Annotated in this window: 19 protein-coding genes; 17 read left to right on the top strand and 2 right to left on the bottom strand. The window is 44.1% G+C overall.

Translation table 11 applies throughout. From position 1 onward, the window contains the following. Positions 1-267: 267 nt before the first annotated feature. The gene (locus DWW23_RS17325; RefSeq protein ID WP_122354527.1) at positions 268-1,593 is read left to right on the top strand and encodes a PhoH family protein; all 1,326 of its coding nucleotides are present in this window, start codon (positions 268-270) and stop codon (positions 1,591-1,593) included. A 65-nt stretch (positions 1,594-1,658) separates the two neighbouring features. On the opposite strand, the gene DWW23_RS17320 is transcribed toward DWW23_RS17325, so the two are convergent. Then, a complete protein-coding gene (locus tag DWW23_RS17320) occupies positions 1,659-2,726 on the bottom strand; it encodes a family 20 glycosylhydrolase (protein ID WP_370449295.1) in 1,068 nt (355 codons plus the stop codon). 105 nt (positions 2,727-2,831) lie between these two features. Beyond that, positions 2,832-3,335 (bottom strand): GNAT family N-acetyltransferase, encoded by a 504-nt coding sequence (locus DWW23_RS17315; protein WP_122354517.1) that lies wholly within the window; start codon positions 3,333-3,335, stop codon positions 2,832-2,834. Between the two features lie 158 nt (positions 3,336-3,493). On the opposite strand from DWW23_RS17315, the gene DWW23_RS17310 reads away from it, so the two are divergent. From DWW23_RS17310 to DWW23_RS17235, 16 genes are all read left to right on the top strand, one after another. After that, positions 3,494-4,084, top strand: a complete 591-nt coding sequence (locus DWW23_RS17310; RefSeq protein WP_122354516.1) for a hypothetical protein — start codon at positions 3,494-3,496, stop codon at positions 4,082-4,084. 1 nt (position 4,085) lies between these two features. Next, positions 4,086-4,955, top strand: a complete 870-nt coding sequence (locus DWW23_RS17305; RefSeq protein ID WP_122354515.1) for a DUF2764 domain-containing protein — start codon at positions 4,086-4,088, stop codon at positions 4,953-4,955. A gap of 2 nt (positions 4,956-4,957) precedes the next feature. After that, a complete protein-coding gene (locus DWW23_RS17300) occupies positions 4,958-6,715 on the top strand; it encodes a V-type ATP synthase subunit A (protein WP_122354514.1) in 1,758 nt (585 codons plus the stop codon). A gap of 8 nt (positions 6,716-6,723) precedes the next feature. Then, the gene (locus DWW23_RS17295) at positions 6,724-8,043 is read left to right on the top strand and encodes a V-type ATP synthase subunit B (protein ID WP_075557596.1); all 1,320 of its coding nucleotides are present in this window, start codon (positions 6,724-6,726) and stop codon (positions 8,041-8,043) included. 94 nt (positions 8,044-8,137) lie between these two features. Then, a complete protein-coding gene (locus DWW23_RS17290) occupies positions 8,138-8,761 on the top strand; it encodes a V-type ATP synthase subunit D (protein ID WP_075557595.1) in 624 nt (207 codons plus the stop codon). Then, the gene (locus tag DWW23_RS17285; protein ID WP_122354513.1) at positions 8,758-10,578 is read left to right on the top strand and encodes a V-type ATP synthase subunit I; all 1,821 of its coding nucleotides are present in this window, start codon (positions 8,758-8,760) and stop codon (positions 10,576-10,578) included. The genes DWW23_RS17290 and DWW23_RS17285 overlap by 4 nt, the downstream gene beginning before the upstream one ends. A 54-nt stretch (positions 10,579-10,632) precedes the next feature. Continuing rightward, complete coding sequence (locus DWW23_RS17280) at positions 10,633-11,085, top strand: hypothetical protein (protein WP_007656321.1); 453 nt, start codon at positions 10,633-10,635, stop codon at positions 11,083-11,085. A gap of 139 nt (positions 11,086-11,224) precedes the next feature. Then, the gene (locus tag DWW23_RS17275) at positions 11,225-13,672 is read left to right on the top strand and encodes a DPP IV N-terminal domain-containing protein (RefSeq protein ID WP_122354512.1); all 2,448 of its coding nucleotides are present in this window, start codon (positions 11,225-11,227) and stop codon (positions 13,670-13,672) included. Positions 13,673-14,067: 395 nt separating this feature from the next. Then, positions 14,068-14,433, top strand: coding sequence for a BlaI/MecI/CopY family transcriptional regulator (locus tag DWW23_RS17270; RefSeq protein ID WP_122354511.1), 366 nt, complete (start codon positions 14,068-14,070; stop codon positions 14,431-14,433). Between the two features lie 4 nt (positions 14,434-14,437). Beyond that, positions 14,438-16,081: a M56 family metallopeptidase gene (locus DWW23_RS17265; protein WP_122354510.1), complete on the top strand. Its 1,644-nt coding sequence runs from the start codon at positions 14,438-14,440 to the stop codon at positions 16,079-16,081. Continuing rightward, entirely contained in the window at positions 16,078-17,340 is a 1,263-nt protein-coding gene (locus tag DWW23_RS17260) for a DUF4934 domain-containing protein (RefSeq protein ID WP_122354509.1), read from the top strand. Before DWW23_RS17265 ends, DWW23_RS17260 begins: the two co-directional genes overlap by 4 nt. Before the next feature lie 185 nt (positions 17,341-17,525). Then, positions 17,526-18,899, top strand: coding sequence for a cytochrome-c peroxidase (locus tag DWW23_RS17255; protein WP_122354508.1), 1,374 nt, complete (start codon positions 17,526-17,528; stop codon positions 18,897-18,899). 26 nt (positions 18,900-18,925) lie between these two features. After that, on the top strand, positions 18,926-19,390 hold the full coding sequence (locus tag DWW23_RS17250; protein WP_122354507.1) for a septal ring lytic transglycosylase RlpA family protein: 465 nt from the start codon (positions 18,926-18,928) through the stop codon (positions 19,388-19,390). A gap of 103 nt (positions 19,391-19,493) precedes the next feature. After that, positions 19,494-20,762 (top strand): TolC family protein, encoded by a 1,269-nt coding sequence (locus tag DWW23_RS17245; RefSeq protein ID WP_122354506.1) that lies wholly within the window; start codon positions 19,494-19,496, stop codon positions 20,760-20,762. Between the two features lie 33 nt (positions 20,763-20,795). Beyond that, a complete protein-coding gene (locus DWW23_RS17240) occupies positions 20,796-21,881 on the top strand; it encodes an efflux RND transporter periplasmic adaptor subunit (protein ID WP_187576728.1) in 1,086 nt (361 codons plus the stop codon). Between the two features lie 6 nt (positions 21,882-21,887). After that, entirely contained in the window at positions 21,888-25,013 is a 3,126-nt protein-coding gene (locus DWW23_RS17235; protein WP_122354504.1) for an efflux RND transporter permease subunit, read from the top strand.

The following is a 25,013-nucleotide window of genomic DNA, read 5'->3' as shown; positions in this document are numbered from 1 at the left end:
ATAAAGATTATATAATATAGGGATTTTCTGTTTTTTTGAAAACTGACGGAACTAATCCTGATTCTTCCGTTTTTACAACATAGGTGTTTTGTTCGCAAACCATATATGTTTTGATGATAAAACACCTATGTTTCGATAAGTAGGGTTTTGTGCTATTAGCCCGAATACGGAATAAATTAGTCATTCAACTTTATTTTACCTTTTAAACTAAATAAGTATCAAAAATGTTTTTAACTTAGAAGCGATAATCATTAAATCGAAATGATCATGGGAGCAAAGAAGAATTTTGTATTGGATACGAACGTTATCTTGCATGACTACAAGTGTATCGAAAATTTTCAGGAGAATGATATCTATCTTCCTATCGTCGTGTTGGAAGAGTTGGATAAGTTTAAAAAGGGGAGCGACCAGATTAATTATAACGCCCGTGAATTTGTACGCGAGTTGGATCTGATAACCAGCAATGATCTCTTCCTGAAGGGTGCTTCGTTAGGAGCAGGTTTAGGAACATTACATGTGGTAACCGGCGATAAGTATCAGGAAAAGATTGCATTGTCTTTCCCGGAAAAGACGCCTGACCACCGTATCCTTTCCTGCACACTTTCCGTTGCAGAAAAGACTCCGAAAATACAGACTATCCTCGTTACGAAAGATGTCAATCTGCGTATGAAAGCCCGTGCGTTGGGTATTCAGGTAGAAGATTATATCACTGATAAAGTGATCAATGTCGATATCTTCGAACGGGCACAGGACACCTATGAAAATATAGAGCCTGATTTGATCGACAAGATCTATTCGACACCCGACGGACTCGATGCGGATATGTTTGAATTCAAGTCGAAACTGGAGCCAAACGAATGCTTTATATTAAAGAGTGTACGTGCTTCTGTTTTAGCTCGTTATAATCCGTTTACCGGAAAGATAAAGAAGGTAGAAAAGATATCTAATTATGGCATACAACCCCGTAATGCGGAACAGAGTTTTGCCTTTGAAATATTGAATGATCCCGATGTAAAACTGGTCGGCCTGACCGGAAAAGCGGGAACAGGAAAAACATTATTGGCACTGGCCGCTGCGCTTAAACAGGCTGGGGTATACAAACAGATATTACTGGCCCGTCCGATCGTTGCATTGGCAAATAAGGATATCGGATTCCTGCCGGGTGATGAGAAGCAGAAAGTGGCTCCATATATGCAGCCATTGTTCGATAACCTGAATGTAATAAAGAACCAGTTTGCACCCGGAAGCCAGGATGTCCGCAAGATTGATGACCTGCAGAAGAATAACCAGCTGGTGATCGAAGCTCTGGCCTTTATCCGCGGGCGTAGTTTATCTGAAACATTCTGTATCATCGATGAAGCGCAGAACCTGACGCCGCACGAGATCAAGACAATCATTACCCGTGCCGGAGAAGGTACGAAGATGGTCTTTACCGGTGATATCCAACAGATCGACTCGCCATATCTGGATGCCCAGAGTAATGGGTTGGCTTATATGGTGGATAAGATGAAAGGGCAGGACCTGTTCGCTCATGTAAACCTGGTGAAAGGGGAGAGAAGTCAGTTGTCTGAATTAGCTTCGAACTTATTGTAAAATACCAACTAATTATATGTAAAAGGGACTTTGAATTCAAAGTCCCTTTCTTTTTGAGCAGATTTTTATTTACTCATTGTTTTATAAGTCTCGATTAACTTTTTAATCGTTGCTGCTTCCGATATTTCCGTTGAAGAGTCTGCCGGTTTATAATAGTTTTCCAAAAAGCCGTCGGCTCCCGACCATACCGTTTCGATAATACCCTGAAAGCGGTCGCGCATCTGTTTACCCGAATTTTGACGGAAGCGAACCATATCGTCCACCTGCCTCAATGCTACTTCCGGTTTACGCCAGGGACAGGTAGCGACATCGAATCCTTTCATGGCAAAATACACGGCAGTTTGTTCCGGCCGTTCATAATGCCAGTCGCAGATGAATACCTCTTTCGGTATCAGGTCGATAGCACGGTATGTATTGTTCATACTGGCTTCCCAGGCCCCTATACCCGTCGTTTTTCCATCTATCAGGCGGTCACCCCAGATCATCAGGCGCTTTCCCTGTTGAGCCAGGTGATTCTGTATTTTGGTCACTTCTCCAGCATATAATTCGGCTTTGTCCCGACCGTTGCAACGGGAACATTTATCGTCACCTATGTAAAAAACTTCATCCATACCGGCATGAAACAAATTTGTTTCAAAAGCATCGGTCAGTTCGTCTACCAAAGCAAATACTATTTTATGAACATCCGGATGAAGAGGACAATAACTCTTACAATATAATCCGTCCGGGTTAGGCCATCCGGTATAGTTTTTTGTGTCCACATGTGGTGTCTCGTCAAATTCGGGATATACACGGAGCAGGGCATAGGTCGTTTCCGCCCATGACTGATGACCGAGCAGGTTGATTTGCGGGGCTATCCGTATGTTATGTTTCCGGCAGGTGGCGGCAATCCGTTTTACATCCTGAAGCGTAAGCGGGTTAGGATCGCTTAATTCCGGATGAGATTTATAGGCATAGTTCCAATCCACCCGTAAGATAAGCAGGTTGAAATGCCCCGGAGCCAGTTCTTCCTCTATAAATTTCAGGAAGAGATCCATTTTTTGAACAGAAGGGGCAGCAATAGCCAGTCCACGGGTGGGGATAATGCTGTCCAGCGGACTTGCGTTTGCCTTGAACATACCGGTAGCCGCCATACAAACCAAAAGACATAAAATACGGATAAAGTGTTTCATGGTATTTAAGTATTAAATTGTTGGTTACGAATATAATCAAATAAATTGGATTACCGGTCTCTTATCTTAGTTTGCCACCTCCATCCGCATAATGTAGTCATTCATGTAGTAGCCGTTGCCGATATGAAAATCACGTGTCGCATGTTCATGGAACCCCATATGCTTATAAAAACCGAGAGCCGGGTTTTCGCGGTTTACATTCAGTTCGACGGTGAATGATCCCGGATGAATACTTTTCAGGTAAGCGACGCCTTGTTCGATGATAAAACGTCCGATACCCGAACCATGCAAAGAAGGGAGCGAATAGATTTTCTGGAATTCGTACAGGTCTTTTTCAACCGTTTCGATGGAGAGATATCCGGATGGTTCACCGTCTTTGCTGATGATGAAGAACTCGTGATGAAGTTCATTCATCTGATTGAGAATACTTTCCGGGGCATACATCATCTCGAACATATAGTCAAGTTGCTCGCGGGAGAGGATAGAACCATAGGTCGGCTCCCATATTTGGGATGCCAAGTTTCTGATTAACAGACAGTCTTCTGTCGTTGCTTTTCTGATTGAGAACATATTATGCTAGTTTTAGACGAACAAAATTAAAAATTAAATTATAGCGTTTTATTTTTTAGCTTGATTTTGCATTTATTTCAATGTTTATTCACAGAAAAGAATAACTTTGTAGGCGTTTAATATTAGGGAAAAATACAATTTAATAAATATATATAGAAATGGATACAAAGATTCAGGAACTGACCGACAAGATCTACAAAGAAGGAGTAGAGAAGGGGAACGAAGAAGCTGGACGGATCATTGCCGATGCGAATGCTCAGAAACAAGCGATTGTTAGCGAGGCGGAAGCGGAAGCAAAACGTATTGTTGCAGCAGCGCAAAAACAGGCTGCCGAACTGAAAAAGAATACAGAAGCCGAACTGAAGTTATTCGCTACCCAGGCTGTAGAAGCGCTGAAGAGCGAAGTGGTAAACCTTATAACCGGAAAGATCACTTCCTCGAATGTGAAAGCGATCGTTTCTGACACTGCATTTATGCAGAAGGTGATCCTTGAAATGGCTAAGGAATGGGCTAAGAAAGAAGCGATCACTATCCAGACAGCCGATGCGGATGCATTAACCAAATATTTTGAAGCAAATGCCAAATCGTTGCTCGACGGTGGCGTGAAAATAGAAAAAGTAAGCGGAAAGAAAGCCGATTTTACCATTATTCCTGCCGACGGATCCTATAAAGTAAGTTTCGGGGAAGACGAGTTTGTTGCATTCTTTAAAGAATTCCTGCGTCCCGGGCTGGTAGAAATGTTGTTCTGATATGAGTAAATACTACTGTCTGATTGCCGGACTCCCCAATATATCATTGGATGATAGTAAGCTGACCTATTCCGTTTCTGAATTCAGAAAGGAGTTGGACGGTATTCTTACGTCCCGTGATAAGAAGCTGGTAGACTTGTTTTTCCTCAAATTCGATAATAAGAACCTGCTTAGTTTCTCACAGCGTCCGGACAGTGACCCGGATGAAAAGGGAAGTATAACATACGACGAGTACAAAAGTCTGTTCGATGCTTTGAAGGATGGTGAGAAGCCGCCTAAGAACAAACAGATTCCTCCTTATTTCATAGAGTTCTTCAAACAGTATCTGGATAGTCAGAAGAAAGAGGAAAAACAAACGATCTCCTGGGAAGACCGTCTGGCAGCCCTTTATTACGACTATGCGATGAAATGCAGCAACGGTTTCATCCGTAACTGGTTTGAACTGAACCTCAATATCAATAACATGCTGACCGCCATAACCTGCCGCAAGTATGGATTTGATAAAGCAGAATATATAGTGGGAAACAACGAGGTAGCCGAGGCTATCCGTACTTCCAATGCCCGTGATTTCGGATTGGGAGATACGGTAGACTATCTGCCCGATCTGCAACGCATTGCTGAAGAGCCCGACCTGATGGCCCGCGAAAAGAAAGTGGATTTGCTGAAATGGAAATGGCTGGACGATAATACGTTCTTCAAGACTTTCGATATCGAAAGTGTGTTCGCCTACTTGCTGAAACTGGAAATGATCGAACGCTGGGTTACGCTGGATAGGGTGACAGGCGAGAAGACTTTCCGCGAAATAGTAGGAGCGATGAAGAAGGGAAGTGATAATGCGTTGGAAGAATTTAAAAGAAACAATAATAAATAATTATGGCTACGAAAGGAATTGTTAGAGGAATCGTATCCAACCTGGTAACCGTTGAGGTGGATGGGCCGGTTTCTCAAAATGAAATCTGTTACATTTCCGTAGGAGGCGTAAAGCTGATGGCGGAGGTTATTAAAGTAATAGGGAAAGATGCCTTTGTACAGGTATTTGAAAGTACACGTGGGATGCGTGTAGGTGACGAAGCCGAGTTTGAAGGGCACATGCTTGAAGTGACATTGGGGCCGGGTATGCTGTCGCGTAACTACGACGGTTTGCAGAATGACCTGGATAAAATGGACGGCGTGTTCCTGAAACGTGGTGAATATACATTTGCACTCGATAACGATAAATTGTGGGATTACAAGCCGCTGGCGAAAGTAGGCGATACAGTGACTGCCGGTGACTGGTTGGGCGAAGTGGATGAAAACTTCCAGCCTCACAAGATCATGGTCCCTTTCACGTTTAAAGGCACTTATACTGTAAAGAGCCTGGTGGAAGCCGGACAATATACCATCAACCAGACGATCGCTGTATTGACAGACGAAGATGGTAAGGATATCGATATTAATATGATACAGCGCTGGCCGGTAAAGAGAGCAATCACTTGTTATAAAGAAAAACCGCGTCCATACAAATTGCTGGAAACAGGTGTTCGTACAATCGATACGGTAAACCCGATCGTCGAAGGCGGTACAGGATTTATCCCCGGCCCGTTCGGTACAGGTAAGACAGTGCTTCAGCACGCTATTTCCAAACAGGCGGAAGCCGATATCGTGATCATCGCTGCCTGCGGTGAACGTGCGAATGAGGTAGTGGAAATCTTTACCGAGTTCCCCGAACTGATCGACCCGCATACAGGACGTAAATTGATGGAACGTACCATCATTATCGCCAATACTTCAAACATGCCTGTGGCAGCCCGTGAAGCATCCGTATATACGGCGATGACTCTGGCTGAATATTACCGTAGCATGGGACTGAAGGTATTGTTGATGGCGGACTCTACTTCCCGTTGGGCACAGGCTTTGCGTGAGATGTCTAACCGTCTGGAAGAACTTCCGGGACCTGATGCATTCCCGATGGACTTGTCTGCAATCGTGGCTAACTTCTATGCCCGTGCAGGTTTCGTTCATTTGAATAATGGGGCGACAGGTTCGGTAACCTTTATCGGTACGGTATCGCCCGCCGGTGGTAACCTGAAAGAACCGGTAACGGAAAATACGAAGAAGGTAGCCCGTTGTTTCTACGCTTTGGAGCAGGAACGTGCCGACCGTAAACGTTATCCGGCCGTAAACCCGATCGACAGTTATTCAAAATATCTGGAATATCCCGAATTTCAGGAATATATCGCTAAACATATCTCTCCGGAATGGATCGACAAGGTGAACGAGATCAAGACCCGTATGTTGCGTGGTAAGGAAATTGCCGAACAGATCAACATCCTGGGTGACGACGGTGTACCTGTAGAATACCATGTTACTTTCTGGAAATCGGAATTGATCGACTTCGTGATCCTGCAACAGGATGCGTTCGACGCGATCGATGCCGTGACACCGCTGGCCCGTCAGGAATTTATGCTGGACAAGGTGGTAAAGATCTGTCATGCGGAATTCCGTTTCGACACCTTCCTCGAAGTAATGGAATATTTCAAACAGATGATCAACATCTTCAAGCAGATGAACTATTCCGAATACGAAAGCGATCAGTTTAAGAAGTTCAACGATCAACTCGACGCCCTGCTCGCAGAGCGTATGGAAAAATAACAGAACGTATGGCAACAAAAGCATTTCAAAAAATATATACGAAGATTACCCAGATCACGAAAGCTACCTGTTCACTGAAGGCAACGGGAGTTGGGTATGACGAGCTGGCTTCCGTAGACGGCAAGCTGGCACAGGTGGTAAAGATCATCGGCGACGAGGTTACGCTGCAGGTGTTCTCCGGTACGGAAGGTATCCGTACGAATGCCGAGGTGGTATTCATGGGCAAAGCGCCTACACTGAAAGTAGGCGACCAGTTGGCCGGACGTTTCTTCAATGCGTATGGCGACCCGATCGATGGTGGTCCGATCCCGGAAGGAACGGAAGTGGAAATCGGTGGCCCGTCTGTAAACCCGGTTCGCCGTAAACAGCCGTCAGAACTGATCGCTACAGGTATTGCCGGTATCGACCTGAACAATACGCTGGTAACCGGACAGAAGATCCCGTTCTTCGCTGACCCTGACCAGCCGTTCAACCAGGTGATGGCGATGGTAGCCCTGCGTGCCCAATCGGATAAGATCATCCTGGGTGGTATGGGTATGACCAACGACGACTACCTGTTCTTTAAAAATACATTTAGCAACGCCGGTGCACTCGACCGTATCGTGAGCTTCATCAATACAACCGAAGACCCGTCCGTAGAACGTATCCTTATTCCGGATATGGCGCTGTCGGCTGCTGAATACTTCGCTGTACAAAAGAATGAAAAGGTACTGGTGTTGTTGACCGACATGACCAACTACGCGGATGCCCTGGCGATCGTATCGAACCGTATGGACCAGATCCCGTCGAAAGACTCTATGCCGGGTTCACTTTATTCCGACTTGGCAAAGATCTACGAAAAGGCGGTACAGTTCCCGGCAGGTGGTTCCATTACCATTATTGCGGTAACGACTTTGTCCGGTGGCGATATCACACACGCCGTACCTGATAATACAGGTTATATCACCGAAGGCCAGTTGTATCTGCGCCGTGATAGCGATGTCGGTAAAGTAATCGTCGACCCGTTCCGAAGCTTGTCACGTTTGAAACAGCTGGTAACAGGAAAGAAGACACGCGAAGATCACCCGCAGGTGATGAATGCTGCCGTTCGTCTGTATGCCGATGCTGCCAATGCAAAGACCAAGATGGAGAATGGTTTCGACCTGACGGACTACGACAACCGTACACTGTCTTTTGCAAAGGATTATTCGGAAAAGCTGTTGGCTATCGACGTAAACCTCGACACAACCGAAATGCTCGACGTGGCATGGGGCTTGTTCGGCGAATACTTCAAACCGGCGGAAGTGAATATCAAGCAGGAGTTGGTAGACAAATACTGGAAAAAGTAAGAACGGTCCGAAAACCGTTCCATTCGGATGAAAAAAGAATTTCTCTCGGAAGAAACCGGAATTCCATCCGAAAGGAATTAAAAAACGATATAATATGGCAATAAAGTTTCAATATAATAAAACCTCTCTTCAGCAATTGGAAAAGCAGCTGAAGATGCGCGAGCGTTCCCTGCCTACGATTAAAAGCAAGGAAAGTGCGTTGCGTATCGAAGTGAAGCGGACCAAGGATGAAGTGACAAAATTGGAACTTCAGCTGGAAAAAGAGATTCAGAGCTACGAGAACATGGTGGCTTTGTGGAACGAGTTCTCTCCCGAACTGATTGCGGTGAAGGATGTGACACTCTCTACGAAGAAGATTGCCGGTGTGATCGTTCCTGTATTGGACGAGATTCAGTTTGAGATCGGACATTACAGTCTCTTTAATTCCCCTGCCTGGTTTACCGATGGTGTCGAGCTGCTGAAAAAGCTGGCGCGTACCGGGATAGAAGCCGAGTTTTCGGGAATGAAGCTGGAGTTATTGGAGCATGCCAGGAAGAAGACCACTCAGAAGGTAAACCTCTTTGAGAAGGTACAGATCCCCGGCTATAAAGATGCGATCCGTAAGGTGAAACGATTTATGGAAGACGAAGAAAGTCTTTCCAAGTCGTCACAGAAGATCATGCGGGCTAACCAGGAAAAGCGTAAAGCAAAAGAACAAAAAGAGGAGGCTGGCGTATGATAGTAAAAATGAGTAAATATGCCTTTATGGTATATCACAGGGAATATGATTCGTTCCTGGCACAATTGCGCGAACTGGGTGTCGTGCATGTGAAAGAGGGCAAGTCTATTCTCGATAATGCAGAACTTCAGGATATTCTGGCTATACGTAAGCGTGTCAACTTGTTAATGCGCTTTTTCAAGAACCTGAATTCAGGAACGAAGGACCTTCAGTTGGCTCCGGCCCGTGAACTGGATAAGAAAGCGGGACTGAAGTTGATCCAGAAGATCGAAGAATTGCAGGATAAGAAAGTGCAGCTTCAATCTGTCAAGGCATCCCTTGAAAAGGATATTGCTTATATGGAGATCTGGGGTGATTTCAGTTGGGCTAATTTCAATCGTCTGAAGAAGGCTGGATATGATATTACGTTCTGGACTTGCCCGACGGCTAAGTATGAACCGAAATGGGGTGATGAATACAATGCCGTATTGATCAACAATTTCCAGTCGGTTACTTATTTCCTTACTATAACGAAAGTCGGTACGACGATCGACATAGATGCGGAACGTCCGAAGATGCCGGACAGAGGCTTGCAGAAACTGAATGCACGTCTCGACCTGTTAAAGCAGGAAATGAAGGTATTGGATGCTGAAATGAAAAAGCTGGCAGCGTCTGATTATAATACGCTCGATTTGTTTGACAAGAATTTACAGAATGAGTTCAATCTGTCGAATGTGCTTGTGCAAACCGATCGTCAGGCAGGCGATAAGTTGATGTTGCTGGAAGGCTGGGTACCTACGGAGAAGGCTCCTGCTATGGAGGAAACGCTTGAAAAGGATGGTTACTTCTATCAGCCATTGGAAATAGAAGAGGGAGATAAAGTACCTATTCTGTTAAAGAATGGGAAGTTTGCCAAACTATACGAGCCGATCACAAAAATGTTCTCTCTGCCTAATTACGGAGAGTTCGATCCGACACCGTTCTTTGCTCCGTTCTTCATGTTATTCTTCGGACTTTGTTTCGGAGATGGTGGGTACGGACTGTTAATGATTATTGCCTGTACGATCCTGAAACGGAAAGTTAATCCGGACTACAAGCCTTATTTGAGTTTGTTCCAGTATCTTGGACTGGCGACATTGATCGTCGGAACTCTTACCGGTTCGTTTTTCGGTATCGCTTTGGTCGACATACCTGCTTTTGCTTCAGTGAAAGAGTATTTTGTTTCGAGCGACAATCTGATGACGTTCTCGATCATAATCGGATTGGTACAGATCCTGTTCGGAAAGACGATCGCTGCACTGAAGATCATGTCGCAGAAGGGCAAGAAATATGGTATTGCACCGTTGGCATGGGTATTCATTATCCTGGCATTATGTCTTGTTTTCGGTTTGCCGATGCTGGACGTACAGTTACCGGAAGTGGTGAAAAATATCTTCCTGGTGATAGCCGGACTGGGATTGCTGGTAGCCTTCCTTTACAATACGCCGGGTAAGAATATCTTCCTGAACTTCGGTACTGGTCTGTGGAATACCTATAACATGGCTTCCGGACTGCTGGGTGATACATTGTCTTATATCCGTCTGTTCGCTATCGGCCTGACCGGTGCGATCCTGGGTGGCGTATTCAATTCGCTGGCTGTGGATATGACGGAAGGTATGAACATCGTATTGCGTGTGATCTGTATGTTGCTGATCCTTTTGGTCGGCCATGCGATCAACATCGGTCTGTGTACCATCAGTTCACTGGTTCACCCGCTCCGTTTGATCTTCGTAGAGTATTATAAGAATGCAGAGTTCGAAGGTGGCGGTAAGGCTTACCAACCTTTCAAAAAAGCATAAACAAAACGTGATTTAAATAATAACAAAAAAATAATTAAACAAACAAATTTCATTATGGAACCAATTTTATTAGCTTATCTTGGTATTGCGTTGATGACAGGTTTAACCTTTATCGGCAGTAGTTATGGTGTAACAATCTGCGGTAACGCAGTAGTAGGAGCAATGAAGAAGAACCCGGATGCACTGGGTACTTACATCGCATTGAGTGCGTTGCCTTCTTCACAAGGTTTGTACGGATTCGTAGGTTATTTCATGATGCAGAAATTCCTGGTTGAAAGCATTACGATGCTGAATGCAACAGCTATATTCGGTGCCGGTCTGGTATTAGGATTCGCTGGTTTATTCTCTTCTATCCGTCAGGCAGAAGTTTGTGCAAACGGTATTGCCGGTGTTGGTGCTGGTCATAACGTATTCGGTGCAACGATGGTAATGGCCGTATTCCCTGAGTTGTATGCAATCTTGGCTTTGCTGGTTGTTATCCTGATCGGCGGAACTCTTCCGGTGTAATATTTATTATTTAACATAGTAGTATCCCCTGTTTTATCGGTTGATAAGACAGGGGATTTTTAGTTTATATGGCGAAAGAAAAAATATTTACTTACATTTGTATGAATTGCAAGCAAACAATATAACACAATTGTAAAATATGAAAAAACATTTACATCTACTCTTATTAGCGTCAGGACTTTTTCTTGTTCAGGGCGTGAGTGCACAAACAAATTCAGCAGACGATCCGCTGCCGGGTTATACGCAGGCGGAACGGTTTGCCGGTGATAAATTGCCAACGATGTTGTTTTCTACTTCAGTAGATCCACACTGGTTTAAGGCGGGGAACTGTTTCTGGTATGAATATAAAACCGGGAACGGAACTGTCTGGTATGTGGTTAATCCTTCCGCTAAATCGAAACGTCCTCTATTCGATCAGGATAAGCTGGCAGCAGAACTTACGGAGATCGTAAAAGATCCGTTTATCGCTCAACAGTTACCTATCCGGAAATTGGAGGCAGGAGAGGACGGGCGTACTTTTACATTCCAGGTAACCTCTTCACAGGATGCGAAGAAAGATAGTACGGATAAAGATAACAAGACTAAGAAAGAGATATTCTATTTCTCTTATGATTATCCGACACGTAAACTGACACATCTGGCCGATAAAAAGAAAGATACGGAATATCCCGACTGGGCTTCTATTTCGCCGGACGGTAAAACCGTTGTTTATGCAAAAGACCTGAATCTGTACCGCATGTCGCGTGAAGATTACGAGAAACTGAAAAAGGATGACAAAGACAGTACCGTTACGGAAATACAGCTGACAACCACCGGAGTAAAAGACTTTGGTTTCGGACAGCCTTACAGCATTTTAAATACGGATACATTATGTAACGGCAAAAGAAAAAATCCGGGTTACTTATTGTGGTCACCCGATTCACGTCACTTTGCCGTATCTATCTCAGATAGCCGCGAGGTGAAAGACCTGTGGGTGATCAATGCCATGGCAACCCCGCGTCCGACATTGGAAACATACAAGTACCAGATGCCGGGTGAAAAAGAAGCGCCGATCAGCCATCTGTATCTGTTCGATATGACCAATGACTCTTATAAAGAGATCAACACCTGGGCTTTCAAAGACCAGACCATCCGCATGGCTTACCAACCCCGCTTGCAGAAACAACGTGATATGAAGGAGCTGCCGAGTATTTGGTTGGGTGACAATAACCGTTTCTTCGTTACCCGTTCCAGCCGTGACCTGCACCGCATCGACATCTGTACATATACCATCGGTGAAGATTCGATCCGCCCGATCATCGAAGAGCGTATGAATACCTATATCGAAGTCCGTCCGCTGGCATCCGTAAACAATGGCAAGGAACTGATCCATTGGAGCGAACGCGACGGCTGGGCACATCTGTATCTCTACGATGATAAAGGTAACCTGAAAAACCGTATCACATCAGGCCCCTGGCATGTCGACCAGATCGTAAAAGTAGACGAAGCCAAGCGTGTCGTTTATTTCCTTGCCAATGGAAGGGAAAAGGACGAGAATCCCTATTATGAACATCTTTACCGGGCGAACCTGGATGGAAGTGGCTTGCAGATGGTTTCAGTCGGTGATTATTTCCATGATGTCCGCATAGATGATAATGCACAATTCATTGTCCATAATTATTCCCGCATCAATACGGTTCCTAAGACAGACTTGTTGGATAATACTGGCCGGAAAATTATGGACCTGGAAGAAAGCGATTTCTCACAACTGTTTGCTGCCGGTTACCAGTTCCCGGAACCGTTCAAGGTGAAAGCTGCCGACGGTGTGACAGACCTTTATGGTGTTATGTACAAACCGTTCAACTTCGACTCGACTAAAGTATATCCTGTTATCGATTACGTTTATCCCGGTCCTCAGGTGGAAGCAACCCGCTATCCGTTTACCCGTATGAGCGTTCGTACAGACCGTTTGGCTCAGGCAGGATTTATTGTTGTTTCTGTCGGTAACCGTGGTGGTCATCCGAGTCGTTCGAAATGGTATCATAACTTTGGATACGGTAATTTACGTGATTATGGACTGGCGGATCAGAAAGCGGCCATCATCCAGTTGGCTGATAAAAATAAGTTTATCGATATCCATCGTGTAGGTATCCACGGACATTCGGGCGGAGGATTTATGTCGACGGCGGCGATCCTGCAATATCCGGATTTCTTCAAGGTGGCAGTTTCCTGTGCCGGTAACCATGATAACAAGATCTATAACCGTTGGTGGAGTGAAACACATCATGGTGTGAAAGAAGTAGTATCGGAAAAAGGCGATACGACATTTACATACAATATCAAGAGTAATCAGGAACTGGCAAAACAGTTGAAAGGCCATTTACTGTTGGTTCACGGTGATATAGACAACAATGTCCATCCGGGTAATACGATGCGCGTTGTAGATGGTTTGATCCGTGCCAATAAGCGCTTCGACATGCTGCTTTTACCACAGCAACGCCACGGTTTCGGTGATATGGACGAATACTTCTACTGGCGAATGGTCGATTACTTCTCTGAACATTTGTTAGGAAAATCGGATAAGTCGGTGGATATACCGAAACGATAAGTTTTTCAGAAACGTTCGAAAGATCTTTTGACGGTAAGACTAAAGAGGCTTCTGCATTTGAATGCGGAAGCCTCTTCTTACATAAATAGACATTGTTATTTGATTTCTTCGCAGATGAAATAACAAATGAGTTAAGGACTATTGGTGAAAAAATCAAATCTAAGTCAATTTTTGAGCGTACTTGAGCGAAAAATAAATTTTCGGATCTATTCGTTTTCAAATATAATGATTATTTGAAATGATAGCTCCAGGACAATAAAAATGGAACATAGATAAAAAAGAATAGTCCAAAAAAAGATGATAAAAGAGAAAAACGATCTCTTTTAGTTTATTAACTAATGAATTTAGTTTTAAAACTAAAACTTTTAGTTTCTTTGTCGGAAACAATGGGAATTATGAAGCGATTGACTGCAAAAGAAGAAGAGATCATGGGCTATTTTTGGGAGAAAGGCCCTTTGTTCGTGAAGCAACTGCTAGAATATTATGAGGAACCTAAGCCTCATTTCAATACCTTGTCGACTATTGTCCGGGGATTGGAGGAGAAAGGTTTTCTTTCACATAATACATTCGGTAACACTTATCAGTACTATAGTGCAGTCAGCGAGGCAGAGTACAGTAAAGGCACATTGAAAAATGTCATTGCCAAATATTTCAATAACTCTTATCTGGGAGTTGTTTCTTCGCTGATAAAGGAGGAGGATATTTCCGTGGATGAACTCCGGCAATTACTGAACGAAGTGGAACAAGCAAATAAGGATTAATATTATGGGAGATTTCTTTGTTTATATCCTTAAATCATCTGTATGTCTGGCAGTATTTTACCTGTTTTACAGATTGTTGTTAAGCCGTGAAACATTTCATCGTTTTAACCGGATCGCATTGTTGAGTGTCGTTATTCTCTCCGTAGCCATTCCTTTTATCCGTATAATGACGGATGAGCCTGTTGCCATACAACGCCCGTTACAAAACTTGGAGTACCTTTTACAAATGGCACAGATGCAGACGGAGACAGAAGTGCAGACACCTCAGTCTTTCTGGCTTCCGTTCTTGTTTGTCGTTTATCTGGTCGGCTGTATTTTCTTTTTTCTTCGTTTCCTTTATTCTACATTCCGTATATGGCGGATGGTCGGGAAAGGAGAGAAACAGGTTCTTTCCAAAGGATGCAAACTGGTAATTACGAACGCCCCGATTTGTCCATTCAGTTGGATGGGATACATTGTCATTTCCCGGAAAGATATGGAAGAAAGCGGCGAAGAGATATTGACACACGAACTGGCTCATATAGGTGCTCATCATTCTTTGGATATGTTGATTTGTAGTTTTTGTGTGATACTTCAATGGTTCAATCCTGCCGTCTGGCTACTGAAACAGGAGTTACAGAATATTCATGAATACGAAGCCGATGAGAGTGTGATCAATCATGGCATCGACGCGAAACATTATCAATTATTATTAATAAAAAAAGCTGTTGGTTCACAGCGCTTCACTTCTATGGCCAACAGCTTTAATCACAGTAAACTAAAAAAACGAATTACTATGATGTTAAAACGAAAATCAAACCCCTGGGCGCGGTTGAAGTATCTGTATGTACTTCCGCTGACTGCTGTAGCAGTAGTCGCTTTTGCCCGTCCTGAAATCTCTCGCGAACTGGAGAAAATTTCAAGTGCCAAAATTAGCGAAATTGTTTCGGTTAAGGAAGTTATTGAGCCTAAAAAAGCTGAACCTATGGCCGAGGCCGTACCGGTTCCTGTGGACAAACCGATTGTTCCTGTTCCGCAGAAAACGAAAACCATAAAGACTGAAACGGTTCCGGAGGAGAAAAAAGAGAATGTGAATCCTTTGGAAACCATGCAAAAGCAACTGGATGATTTTGGAAAAGGATCTGAAGAGCGCATGAGAAAGATCAAGAAGAAAGTGGAATGGTCCCGAAATCTGATCCTGATCGACAATGAAGTGGCAACCTATGACCAATTGGATGCTATCTCTCCGGAAAATATCCATAGCTTCTCGATGGCTCCCAAAGAAAAGTCTGAAGAACTTTTAGCCAAATATAACGCGACGGATAAACTTGGCGTTATTTCTCTTATAACTAAAAAGGGAGTTGATTCCGGAAAAGTAAAAGCGGATGAAATAAAAGTTGTCGGATATGGTCCGATAGAAGATCATTTGCCGGGCGAGGTGAAACTCCGTATTAGAAATGAAAAAAACGGCGTGGAAAAACCTCTTATATTTATCGATGGGGTAGAACAGATAAGAGAAGGTGCATTGGAAAAGATAAATCCTAACACGATTGAATCGATCTCTGTACTGAAAGACGAATCAGCCAAAAGTCTATATGGAGAAAAGGGCAAGGATGGAGTGATTTTGATCACAACAAAAAATGCGTCAGCAAAAAAAGCAGTAAAATGAAGAAGACTTATTTGTGTCAATTAACCGTTGCCTCCTGTCTTTTTCTTGCTGCATGCAATGGAGATAAAACTGCAGACGGTAAACTATCCGTAATCCCGTTGGGAACAGCCATTGAAAAACCGGTAGAGCTGAAGGCATCCGATTATTTCAAACTGGTTCGTTATGTTCCGCTGGAAACGACCGACAGCAGCTTGATAGGGAAAGGCCCCTATGTACAGATTATCAAAGACAGGATATTGGTTTCTACTAACCAGAGTCAATGCCTGATGTTTGATAAGGGAACTGGAAAATTCATCAAACAGGTTGGGCATATCGGGAATGATCCGGAAGGGTATAATAGTGTTTTCTGTTGGGGTGATAACGAAACAGGAATGATTTATTTCAACGGATGGAATAAAGATTTGGTTTGTTATGACCAGGACGGTGTATTCCAGAGAAAGATTAAGATTCCATTTGAGACGATGGGAGCTTCATCGACCTCTTTTGGCTATCAGAATGATGGAACATTTGTTCTGTATAAATCGGGTATTTTGGGTGATGGGAAAAACAACCTTCTTTTCTTTAAAGATAATATGCCGGTAGATTCATGTTCTACAATGGCAACAGACGAACAGCCGTTCGATCCTTCCAATATAGCGTCGATAGCAATTCTTAAAAGTGAGACAGGTATCGAACTTTTGGGTCCGACCGCCTATGAAGGGACGATTGTTATTGATTATAAAGAGCCGGAAACCGGTTGTATTATTCTTAATGCTAATACTCGTTTGTGGCGTCAGGACAAGGAACTGTATTTTAAGGAGGCGTACAATGATACAATCTATCAGATAAAAGACAGGACTTTAATGCCGTCAGGCGTACTTGATTTGGGGAAATATCACTGGTCTTTTTCCGAGCGCTTTATGAAGAATAAAGACAATGCAGCTCTGATTACGCAGATACTTGATAGTGAAGACCGGATGATTGTCCGCTTTATCAGGGAGTTATTTCATAAACCGACGTTGTATAATGCTGTGATTACAAAATCGACAGGCGATGTTAAAGTCGGTTTGTATGCGGATGGTATGAAAGATGATTTAACGAATTATTTGCCTTTACAGCCTATGTCGGTGTCCCAGGCAGGGGAATATGTCGGTTTACTCTCCGCTGCAGATGCAGCTGAATGGTTTGAGGATAACGAAAATAAAGAGATTCCGCAACAGGTAAAAGAACTGAAGCGGATAGGCGAAGAAGATAATCCGGTAGTTGTAATAATGAAATAAAGAAAAGAGCCGTAAAGAACACTTTTACGGCTCTTTTTTATTGATCGGAACAATCTGAGCTTGTAATAAAGTCAGCCTTATAAATACAGACTATCTTCTGATAAATAAAACCTATCGGCATTGTGAACATATATTAATAAATATATCTACTTTTGCACTAAACAAATCTTAAACAACCAATAATTATGCGCAACACTAGTTTTAGTAAGATGGCAGTACTTCCTGTCGGACTACTTACATTAGCTTTAACGATGCCTTCCTGTTCATCCAACGAGTATAAAAAGCTTGAAGGCGATAAAGCAAAGCAGGTAGCCTCTATCATCCGCAATAACGGATGTATGGAATGTCATTCAGCCACCGCAAATGTTCCTTTTTACGGCAAACTTCCGATTATTGGCCCGGTTGTACAGGCTGATATGAAAGAAGGTACACATTATCTGGATCTTACAGCTATGCTGACCGCTCTTGACAACGGAAAGCCTGTTTCTGAAGTGGATTTGGCAAAAGTAGAAAACACTGCTCTCAGCGGTTCGATGCCTCCTGCCAAATATTACACCATGCATTGGGGTACCAGTCTGAATGACGACGAAAAGAAAGTAATTATTTCATGGGCAAAAGAGGCCCGCAAGAATAATTATGTATCGCCTACAGTTGCAGAAGAGTTTGCCAATGAACCGGTTCAGCCGTTAGTGGCCTTTATTCCTACCGATTCAGCAAAGGTTGCCTTAGGATTTGATTTGTATCACGATACCCGCTTGTCAGGAGATAATACGATCTCGTGTGCTACCTGTCACGGCCTGAATACTGCCGGTGTAGACCGCAAGCAATATTCTGAAGGTATTCACGGACAATTCGGTGGTGTAAATGCTCCTACTGTCTATAATGCTGCACTTAACTTCGTTCAATTCTGGGACGGACGTGCTGCCGACCTGAAAGAACAGGCTGCCGGTCCTCCATTGAATCCGGTTGAAATGGGAAGTGCTTCTTTCGATGAGATCTGTGCAAAACTGGCAGAAGATAAGGAACTGAGTAAACGTTTTCTGGAAGTATTTCCCGAAGGTTTTACTGAATCGACTGTAACGGAAGCTATCGCTGAATTTGAAAAAACGTTGCTTACTCCTAGCCGTTTCGATAAATATCTGAGTGGAGATAAGAATGCGCTTACAGCAGAAGAACTGGAAGGTTACCAGTTGTTTAAAGACAATAAATGCGCAACATGCCATGTCGGTATGAATCTCGGCGGACAGTCATACGAATATATGGGTATCAAAGAGAACTATTTTGATTATCGCGGTACAGGTCTGACAGATGGAGATAACGGACGCTGGTCTGTTACCAAAAATGAATCCGACCGCCATAAGTTCAAAACACCAACTTTGCGTAATGTAATGCTTACGACACCTTATATGCATGACGGTTCGATCCAAACGATCGAAGATGCCATCCAGGTAATGCATGAATTCCAGATCGGTAGACATATTTCAGATGCGGAAACAGCAAAGATCGTAGCCTTCCTGAATACATTGACCGGCGAATATAACGGAAAGCTCCTTCAATAAATACAAATTAGTTATTATATTTGCACATGCCCTTCCGCTTGTCACATATAATACTCCTGTTTATCGCTTTACAAAGCGCAGGGGGTGTTGTGTGGGGACAAGAGGAGGGGCTTGCTTCTTATTATCACGAACGTTTTCATGGACGGAAATCTTCCAGCGGCCGCATCCATGATAAAGACGAACTGGTTGCGGCTCACCGTACTTATCCTTTCGGGACATATCTGCGGGTAACCAATCTGGAAAATATGAAGACTGTGATTGTTTGTGTCACTGACCGGGGTCCGCATCGCAGAAAAAGAATTATAGATGTCTCATCCTCCGCAGCCGAAATATTAGGATTCAAGCGAAAAGGCATAACCCGTGTACGTATCGAAGAGGTACCGGGCCCGATCGATCAACGCTGGCTCGAACTCATTTATCCCCAACAACCTCCCAAACTGCAGACCGATCAGCTGCCGATGCAGCTTTACCGTATGAAAATAAATCCCTGAAAACCTTCTAATTAATTTCTAATTTCAGTTAAGAGTATTCTAATCGTTTTGATTGAGTCTGAAATATGTCAGTCTTATACCTTTGCTTCCAAAAACAAAGGAAATGGGCAAACGATTCATTTTATTATTATTAATCTTACACGTATTCAATCTAAAAACGTCGGCAGAAGTTCAACAAAAACCGCTGACGTTACAAGAAGCCGGTCGGCAGTTTTTTGTCAACAACCTGGAGCTTATAGCCGAACGTTATAATATAGAGATGGCCGAAGCCGAAGTTATCCAGGCTAAATTGTTTGAGAACCCGGTCATTTCTCTTGAACAAAACGTCTACAACCGGCTGAACGGGAAATATTTCGATATGGGTAAAGAGGGGGAAGCTGTTGTCGAAATAGAGCAATTGATCTATATTGCCGGACAGCGTAACAAACGGGTCCGGGTAGAAAAACTCAATAAAGAAATGGCGGTCCACCAGTTTGAAGAGGTACTCCGCACATTGAAAAGCGAACTGAACAGTAAATTCATCGAACTTTATTATACGGAAAAGTCTCTGTCGATTTATGACAAGGAGATAGAATATCTGCAACAACTCCTGGAGGTAATGAAGGAGCAGAACGATAAAGGCAACATCTCTTTGTTGGAAAAGTCGAGAATACAAGCACTTCTGTTATCTCTCCAACAGGAAAGGAACGAGACTTCCAACCAGCTTATTTCCCTGCAAGGCGATATGAAGTTATTATTGGGTTTGAATGCATCCGAGACGTTTGAACCCGTTTTCGATGAATCTGTCCTGAAACAGATCGACATAACTTCCATCCCTTTTATCGAACTGAATAACCGTCTTGCCGAACGTCCGGATCTGAAGATGGCACGAACCAATATACAAGTTTCACGTGCAAATGTAAGCCTGCAAAAGTCGTTAGCCTTTCCGGAGGTCAGCCTGAAAGGTTCTTACGACCGTGCCGGAAACTTCTGCGATAACTATTTTGCTATTGGTTTAAGCATCTCGATCCCGGTCTTCAACCGCAATCAGGGAAATATCAAATCTGCCCGTCTCTCCGTCCTGCAAAATACAAGCCGGGAAGAATTGGCTCGCAAACAGGCGGAGAAAGAGCTTTTCACCAGTTATGCCCGGCTGGAAAAAGCGATAAAACTATACAACTCCTCAAACTATGAGTTGGAACGTGATTTTGAAACCATTATCGACGGTGTAAACACGAATTTCAGGAAACGTAATATCAGTTTGCTGGAATTTATTGATTACTACCAGGCTTATAAAGAAACCTGCCTGCAACTTTATCAAACACAGAAAGATGTCTTCCTGGCTATGGAAGAGATCAACACGGTGACAGGTAGTGATGTTTTCAGCTATTAACGAATAACAGCGAATAAGAAAATGACAAATAAGATGAATAAGAATTGTATCGCATTAATGCTTCTGCTTCCTTTACTGGCAGCCTGTGGCAAAAAGACAACCGGGCCGGAAGAGGGTCCGGCCCCTCTCATGCTTACCGACAGTTTACAGAAGGTTGTTTCGGTTGAAACTGTTCACAATGTTCCTTTAAGCAATGAATTGCTATTGAACGGACGTGTCAGTTTCAATCCCGAACAACTGGCACATGTTTATCCCATCTTCGGAGGAAACATCACTGAGGTGAATGTTGAAACCGGCGATTATGTGAAGAAAGGAGACATACTAGCCATCATACACAGCAGCGAGGTAGCCGATTATGAAAAACAACGGAAAGAGGCAGAGCAACAACTACTGCTGGCAAACCGTAATCAGGAAGCCACAGAGGATATGTTTCGCAGTGGAATGGCTTCCGAGCGTGACAAACTGCAGGCCGGACAGGAGGTAGCAAATGCCAAAGCCGAACTTAAACGTATCGATGAAGTCTATACCATCTATCATATAACCGGCAATTCCACTTACGAAATAAAATCTCCGGTATCCGGTTTCGTGATTGAAAAGAATGTCAGTCGGAATATGCAGATACGTTCCGACCAGACAGAAGCAATGTTTACCATTTCCGGTTTGGATAACGTGTGGGTAATGGCCGATGTCTACGAAAGCGATATCAGTAAGGTGTATGAAGGAGCACCGGTCCGTATAACGACACTCGCTTACAGGGAGAAAGAGTTTACGGGAACGGTAGACAAAGTATATAATATGCTGGATAGCGAAAGCAAGACCATGAATATACGGGTGAAACTAAAGAATGAGGATTATATGCTGAAACCGGGCATGTTCACCAATGTGTATGTGCAGAGCAAAGTGGAAGGGAAGGAAATGCCCCGCGTGGATGCCCGTGCCGTCATATTCGAAAACGGTAAACATTATATCGTGAGCATCGGCAGCGATAATATATTGCAAACCAACGAAGTCACCGTATTCAAACAGACCGAGAAAGATTGTTTCCTGGAATCAGGCGTGAAAGCGGGCGACCGTATCATCAACCGGAATGCATTATTGGTCTATAACGCTTTAAAGTAAACGGATATGCATAAGTTCATAGACAATATAATAGCCTTTTCACTGAAAAACAAATTCTTTATCTTCTTCTGCACCGTCATAGCCATTATAGCAGGTGCTGTCAGCTTTGTTCATACCCCCGTCGACGCTTTCCCCGATGTTACGAATACCAAAGTAACGATCATAACCCAGTGGCCGGGACGTAGTGCGGAAGAGATAGAGAAATTCATTACTATTCCGATCGAAATAGCTATGAACCCGGTACAGAAAAAAACGGATATTCGTAGTACCACTTTGTTCGGGCTTTCGGTGATCAATGTAATGTTTGATGATGATGCCGACGATTTCTATGCTCGCCAGCAAGTCTATAACCTGTTGAACGATGCCGATCTGCCTGAAGGCGTTACACCGGAGGTTCAGCCGCAATACGGACCGACGGGGGAGATCTTCCGTTATACCCTGCGTAGTGACAAACGTTCCGTCCGCGAATTGAAAACATTTCAGGATTGGGTGATCGAACGTAAACTGCGCGCTGTCCCGGGAGTAGCGGATATCGTGAGTTTCGGTGGTGAAGTAAAGACTTTTGAAGTAAGCGTTAATCCGAACCAACTCATCAATTATAATGTAACATCACTTGAACTTTTTGATGCCATAGCCAAGAGTAATATTAATGTGGGCGGTGATGTGATCACTAAAAGTTCGCAGGCTTATGTAGTACGAGGCATCGGTCTGATCAATGATACGAAAGAGATCGAGAATATCGTAGTCAAGAACATCAACGGCACGCCAATCCTGGTAAAGCATCTGGCAAGCGTGCACGAGTCGAGTCTACCCCGTCTGGGACAGGTGGGCAGGATGGATGAAGACGATGTCGTGCAGGGTATCGTCGTTATGCGGAAAGGGGAAAATCCGGGTGAAGTAATCGCTGCCCTGAAAGATAAGATTGCCGATATCCAGGAGAACTCGTTGCCGGAAGATGTCCGGATCGTTTCGTTCTACGACCGGGAAGATCTGGTTGACCTGGCTGTGAACACGGTTACACATAACCTGATAGAAGGTATTTTGCTGGTAACTTTCATTGTGTTGATTTTTATGGCAGACTGGCGTACAACGGTGATTGTATCCATTATTATCCCGTTGGCGCTGCTCTTTGCCTTTATCTGCCTTCGGGCGATGGGGATGAGCGCCAATCTTCTTTCGATGGGGGCGATCGACTTCGGTATCATTATCGATGGTGCCGTGGTGATGGTGGAAGGTCTTTTTGTTGCCCTTGACAGGAAAGCGCGGGAGGTGGGGATGCCTGCCTTTAATGTAATGAGTAAGATGGGGTTGATCCGTCATACGGCAAAGGATCGTGCTAAGGCGGTGTTCTTCTCCAAACTGATCATTATCACTGCGCTGGTCCCGATCTTTGCTTTCCAGAAAGTGGAGGGGAAGATGTTCAGTCCGCTGGCTTATACCCTGGGATTTGCCTTGTTGGGCGCGCTGATTTTTACATTGACATTGGTGCCGGTGTTGTCGTCCATGCTGTTGAAAAAGAATGTGCGTGAAAAGCACAACCCTTTCTTGTCATGGGTGAACCGGACGTCCGTTTCTATATTTGACCGTTGCCATGCCCACAAGAAAGCTACGATCGGTATCGCTACCTTGGTGGCGGCCGCCGGCTTGTGGTGCTTCACGTTGTTGGGTACGGAATTTCTTCCCCAATTGAATGAAGGCTCTATCTATATCCGTGCGACGTTGCCTCAAAGTATTTCTTTAGATGAATCGGTCAAGCTCGCTAACCAGATGCGCCGCAACCTGGCATCTTATCCGGAAGTGCGCCAGGTCCTTTCGCAGACAGGTCGCCCGAACGATGGGACAGATGCCACAGGTTTCTATAATATCGAATTTCATGTGGATATCTATCCCGAAAAGAAATGGGAAAGTAAACTGACTAAGGCCGGATTGATAGAAAAGATGGAAGAGAACCTGGCTGTCTATCCCGGTGTCGATTTCAACTTCTCGCAGCCGATCACCGACAATGTGGAAGAAGCGGCCAGCGGCGTTAAGGGCTCTATTGCAGTAAAAGTTTTCGGGAAAGATTTATATGAATCTGAAAAGAAAGCCGTAGAAATCTATAAGATATTACAAACGGTCGACGGCATCGAAGACCTCGGAGTGATCCGTAATATCGGTCAGCCGGAACTGCGTATTGAGCTCGATGAATCGCGCCTGGCTCGTTATGGTGTTGCGAAAGAAGATGTACAATCGATCATCGAAATGGCGATAGGAGGTAAGAGTGCCTCTTTATTGTACGAAGATGAACGAAAATTCAATATCATGGTCCGTTATGAGTCCGCCTTCCGAAGAAGTGAAAATGAGATTGGAAAGATCCTGGTTCCTGCCCGCGACGGGACAATGGTTCCTATTAAGGAACTGGCGGATATCACGACGATAACCGGTCCGCTTATCATTTACCGCGATAATCACGCCCGTTTCTGTGCCGTAAAATTCTCTGTCCGCGGACGGGATATGGGTACAGCCGTAGCCGAAGCCCAGGAGAAAGTCAATAAGCAGGTGAAACTTCCCGAAGGCTATACCTTGAAATGGACGGGAGATTTCGAGAACCAGCAACGGGCAACGAAACGCTTGGCGCAGGTTGTCCCCGTCAGCATTGCTATCATATTCGTCATCCTGTTCGTGTTGTTCGGGAATGCCCGGGATGCAGGACTTGTGTTGCTGAATGTTCCTTATGCCGCAGTAGGGGGAATCCTGGCACTCCTGATCACCCGTTTCAATTTCTCTATCTCGGCAGGTATCGGCTTTATTGCTCTTTTCGGTATCTGTATTCAGAACGGAGTTATCATGATATCGGATATCAAAGGGAATCTGAAAGCGCGGGAGCCTTTGTCGGACGCCGTCAAGATGAGTGTGAAATCACGTGTGCGTTCAGTGCTTATGACAGCTTCTATGGCAGCTATCGGTTTGATGCCCGCGGCCCTTAGTCACGGTATCGGTTCGGAAAGTCAGCGTCCGTTAGCTATTGTCATCATCGGTGGCTTAATAGGGGCGACATTCTTTACCCTGTTTGTCTTTCCGCTGATGGTCGAAGCCTTCTATCGCCGCATGCTTTATGACAAAGATGGAAAACTGATACAACGAAGATTGTAA

It is taken from the genome of Parabacteroides sp. AF14-59, assembly GCF_003479515.1.
Lineage (GTDB): Bacteria > Bacteroidota > Bacteroidia > Bacteroidales > Tannerellaceae > Parabacteroides > Parabacteroides faecis.
This window is presented reverse-complemented; position numbering and strand designations above follow the sequence as displayed.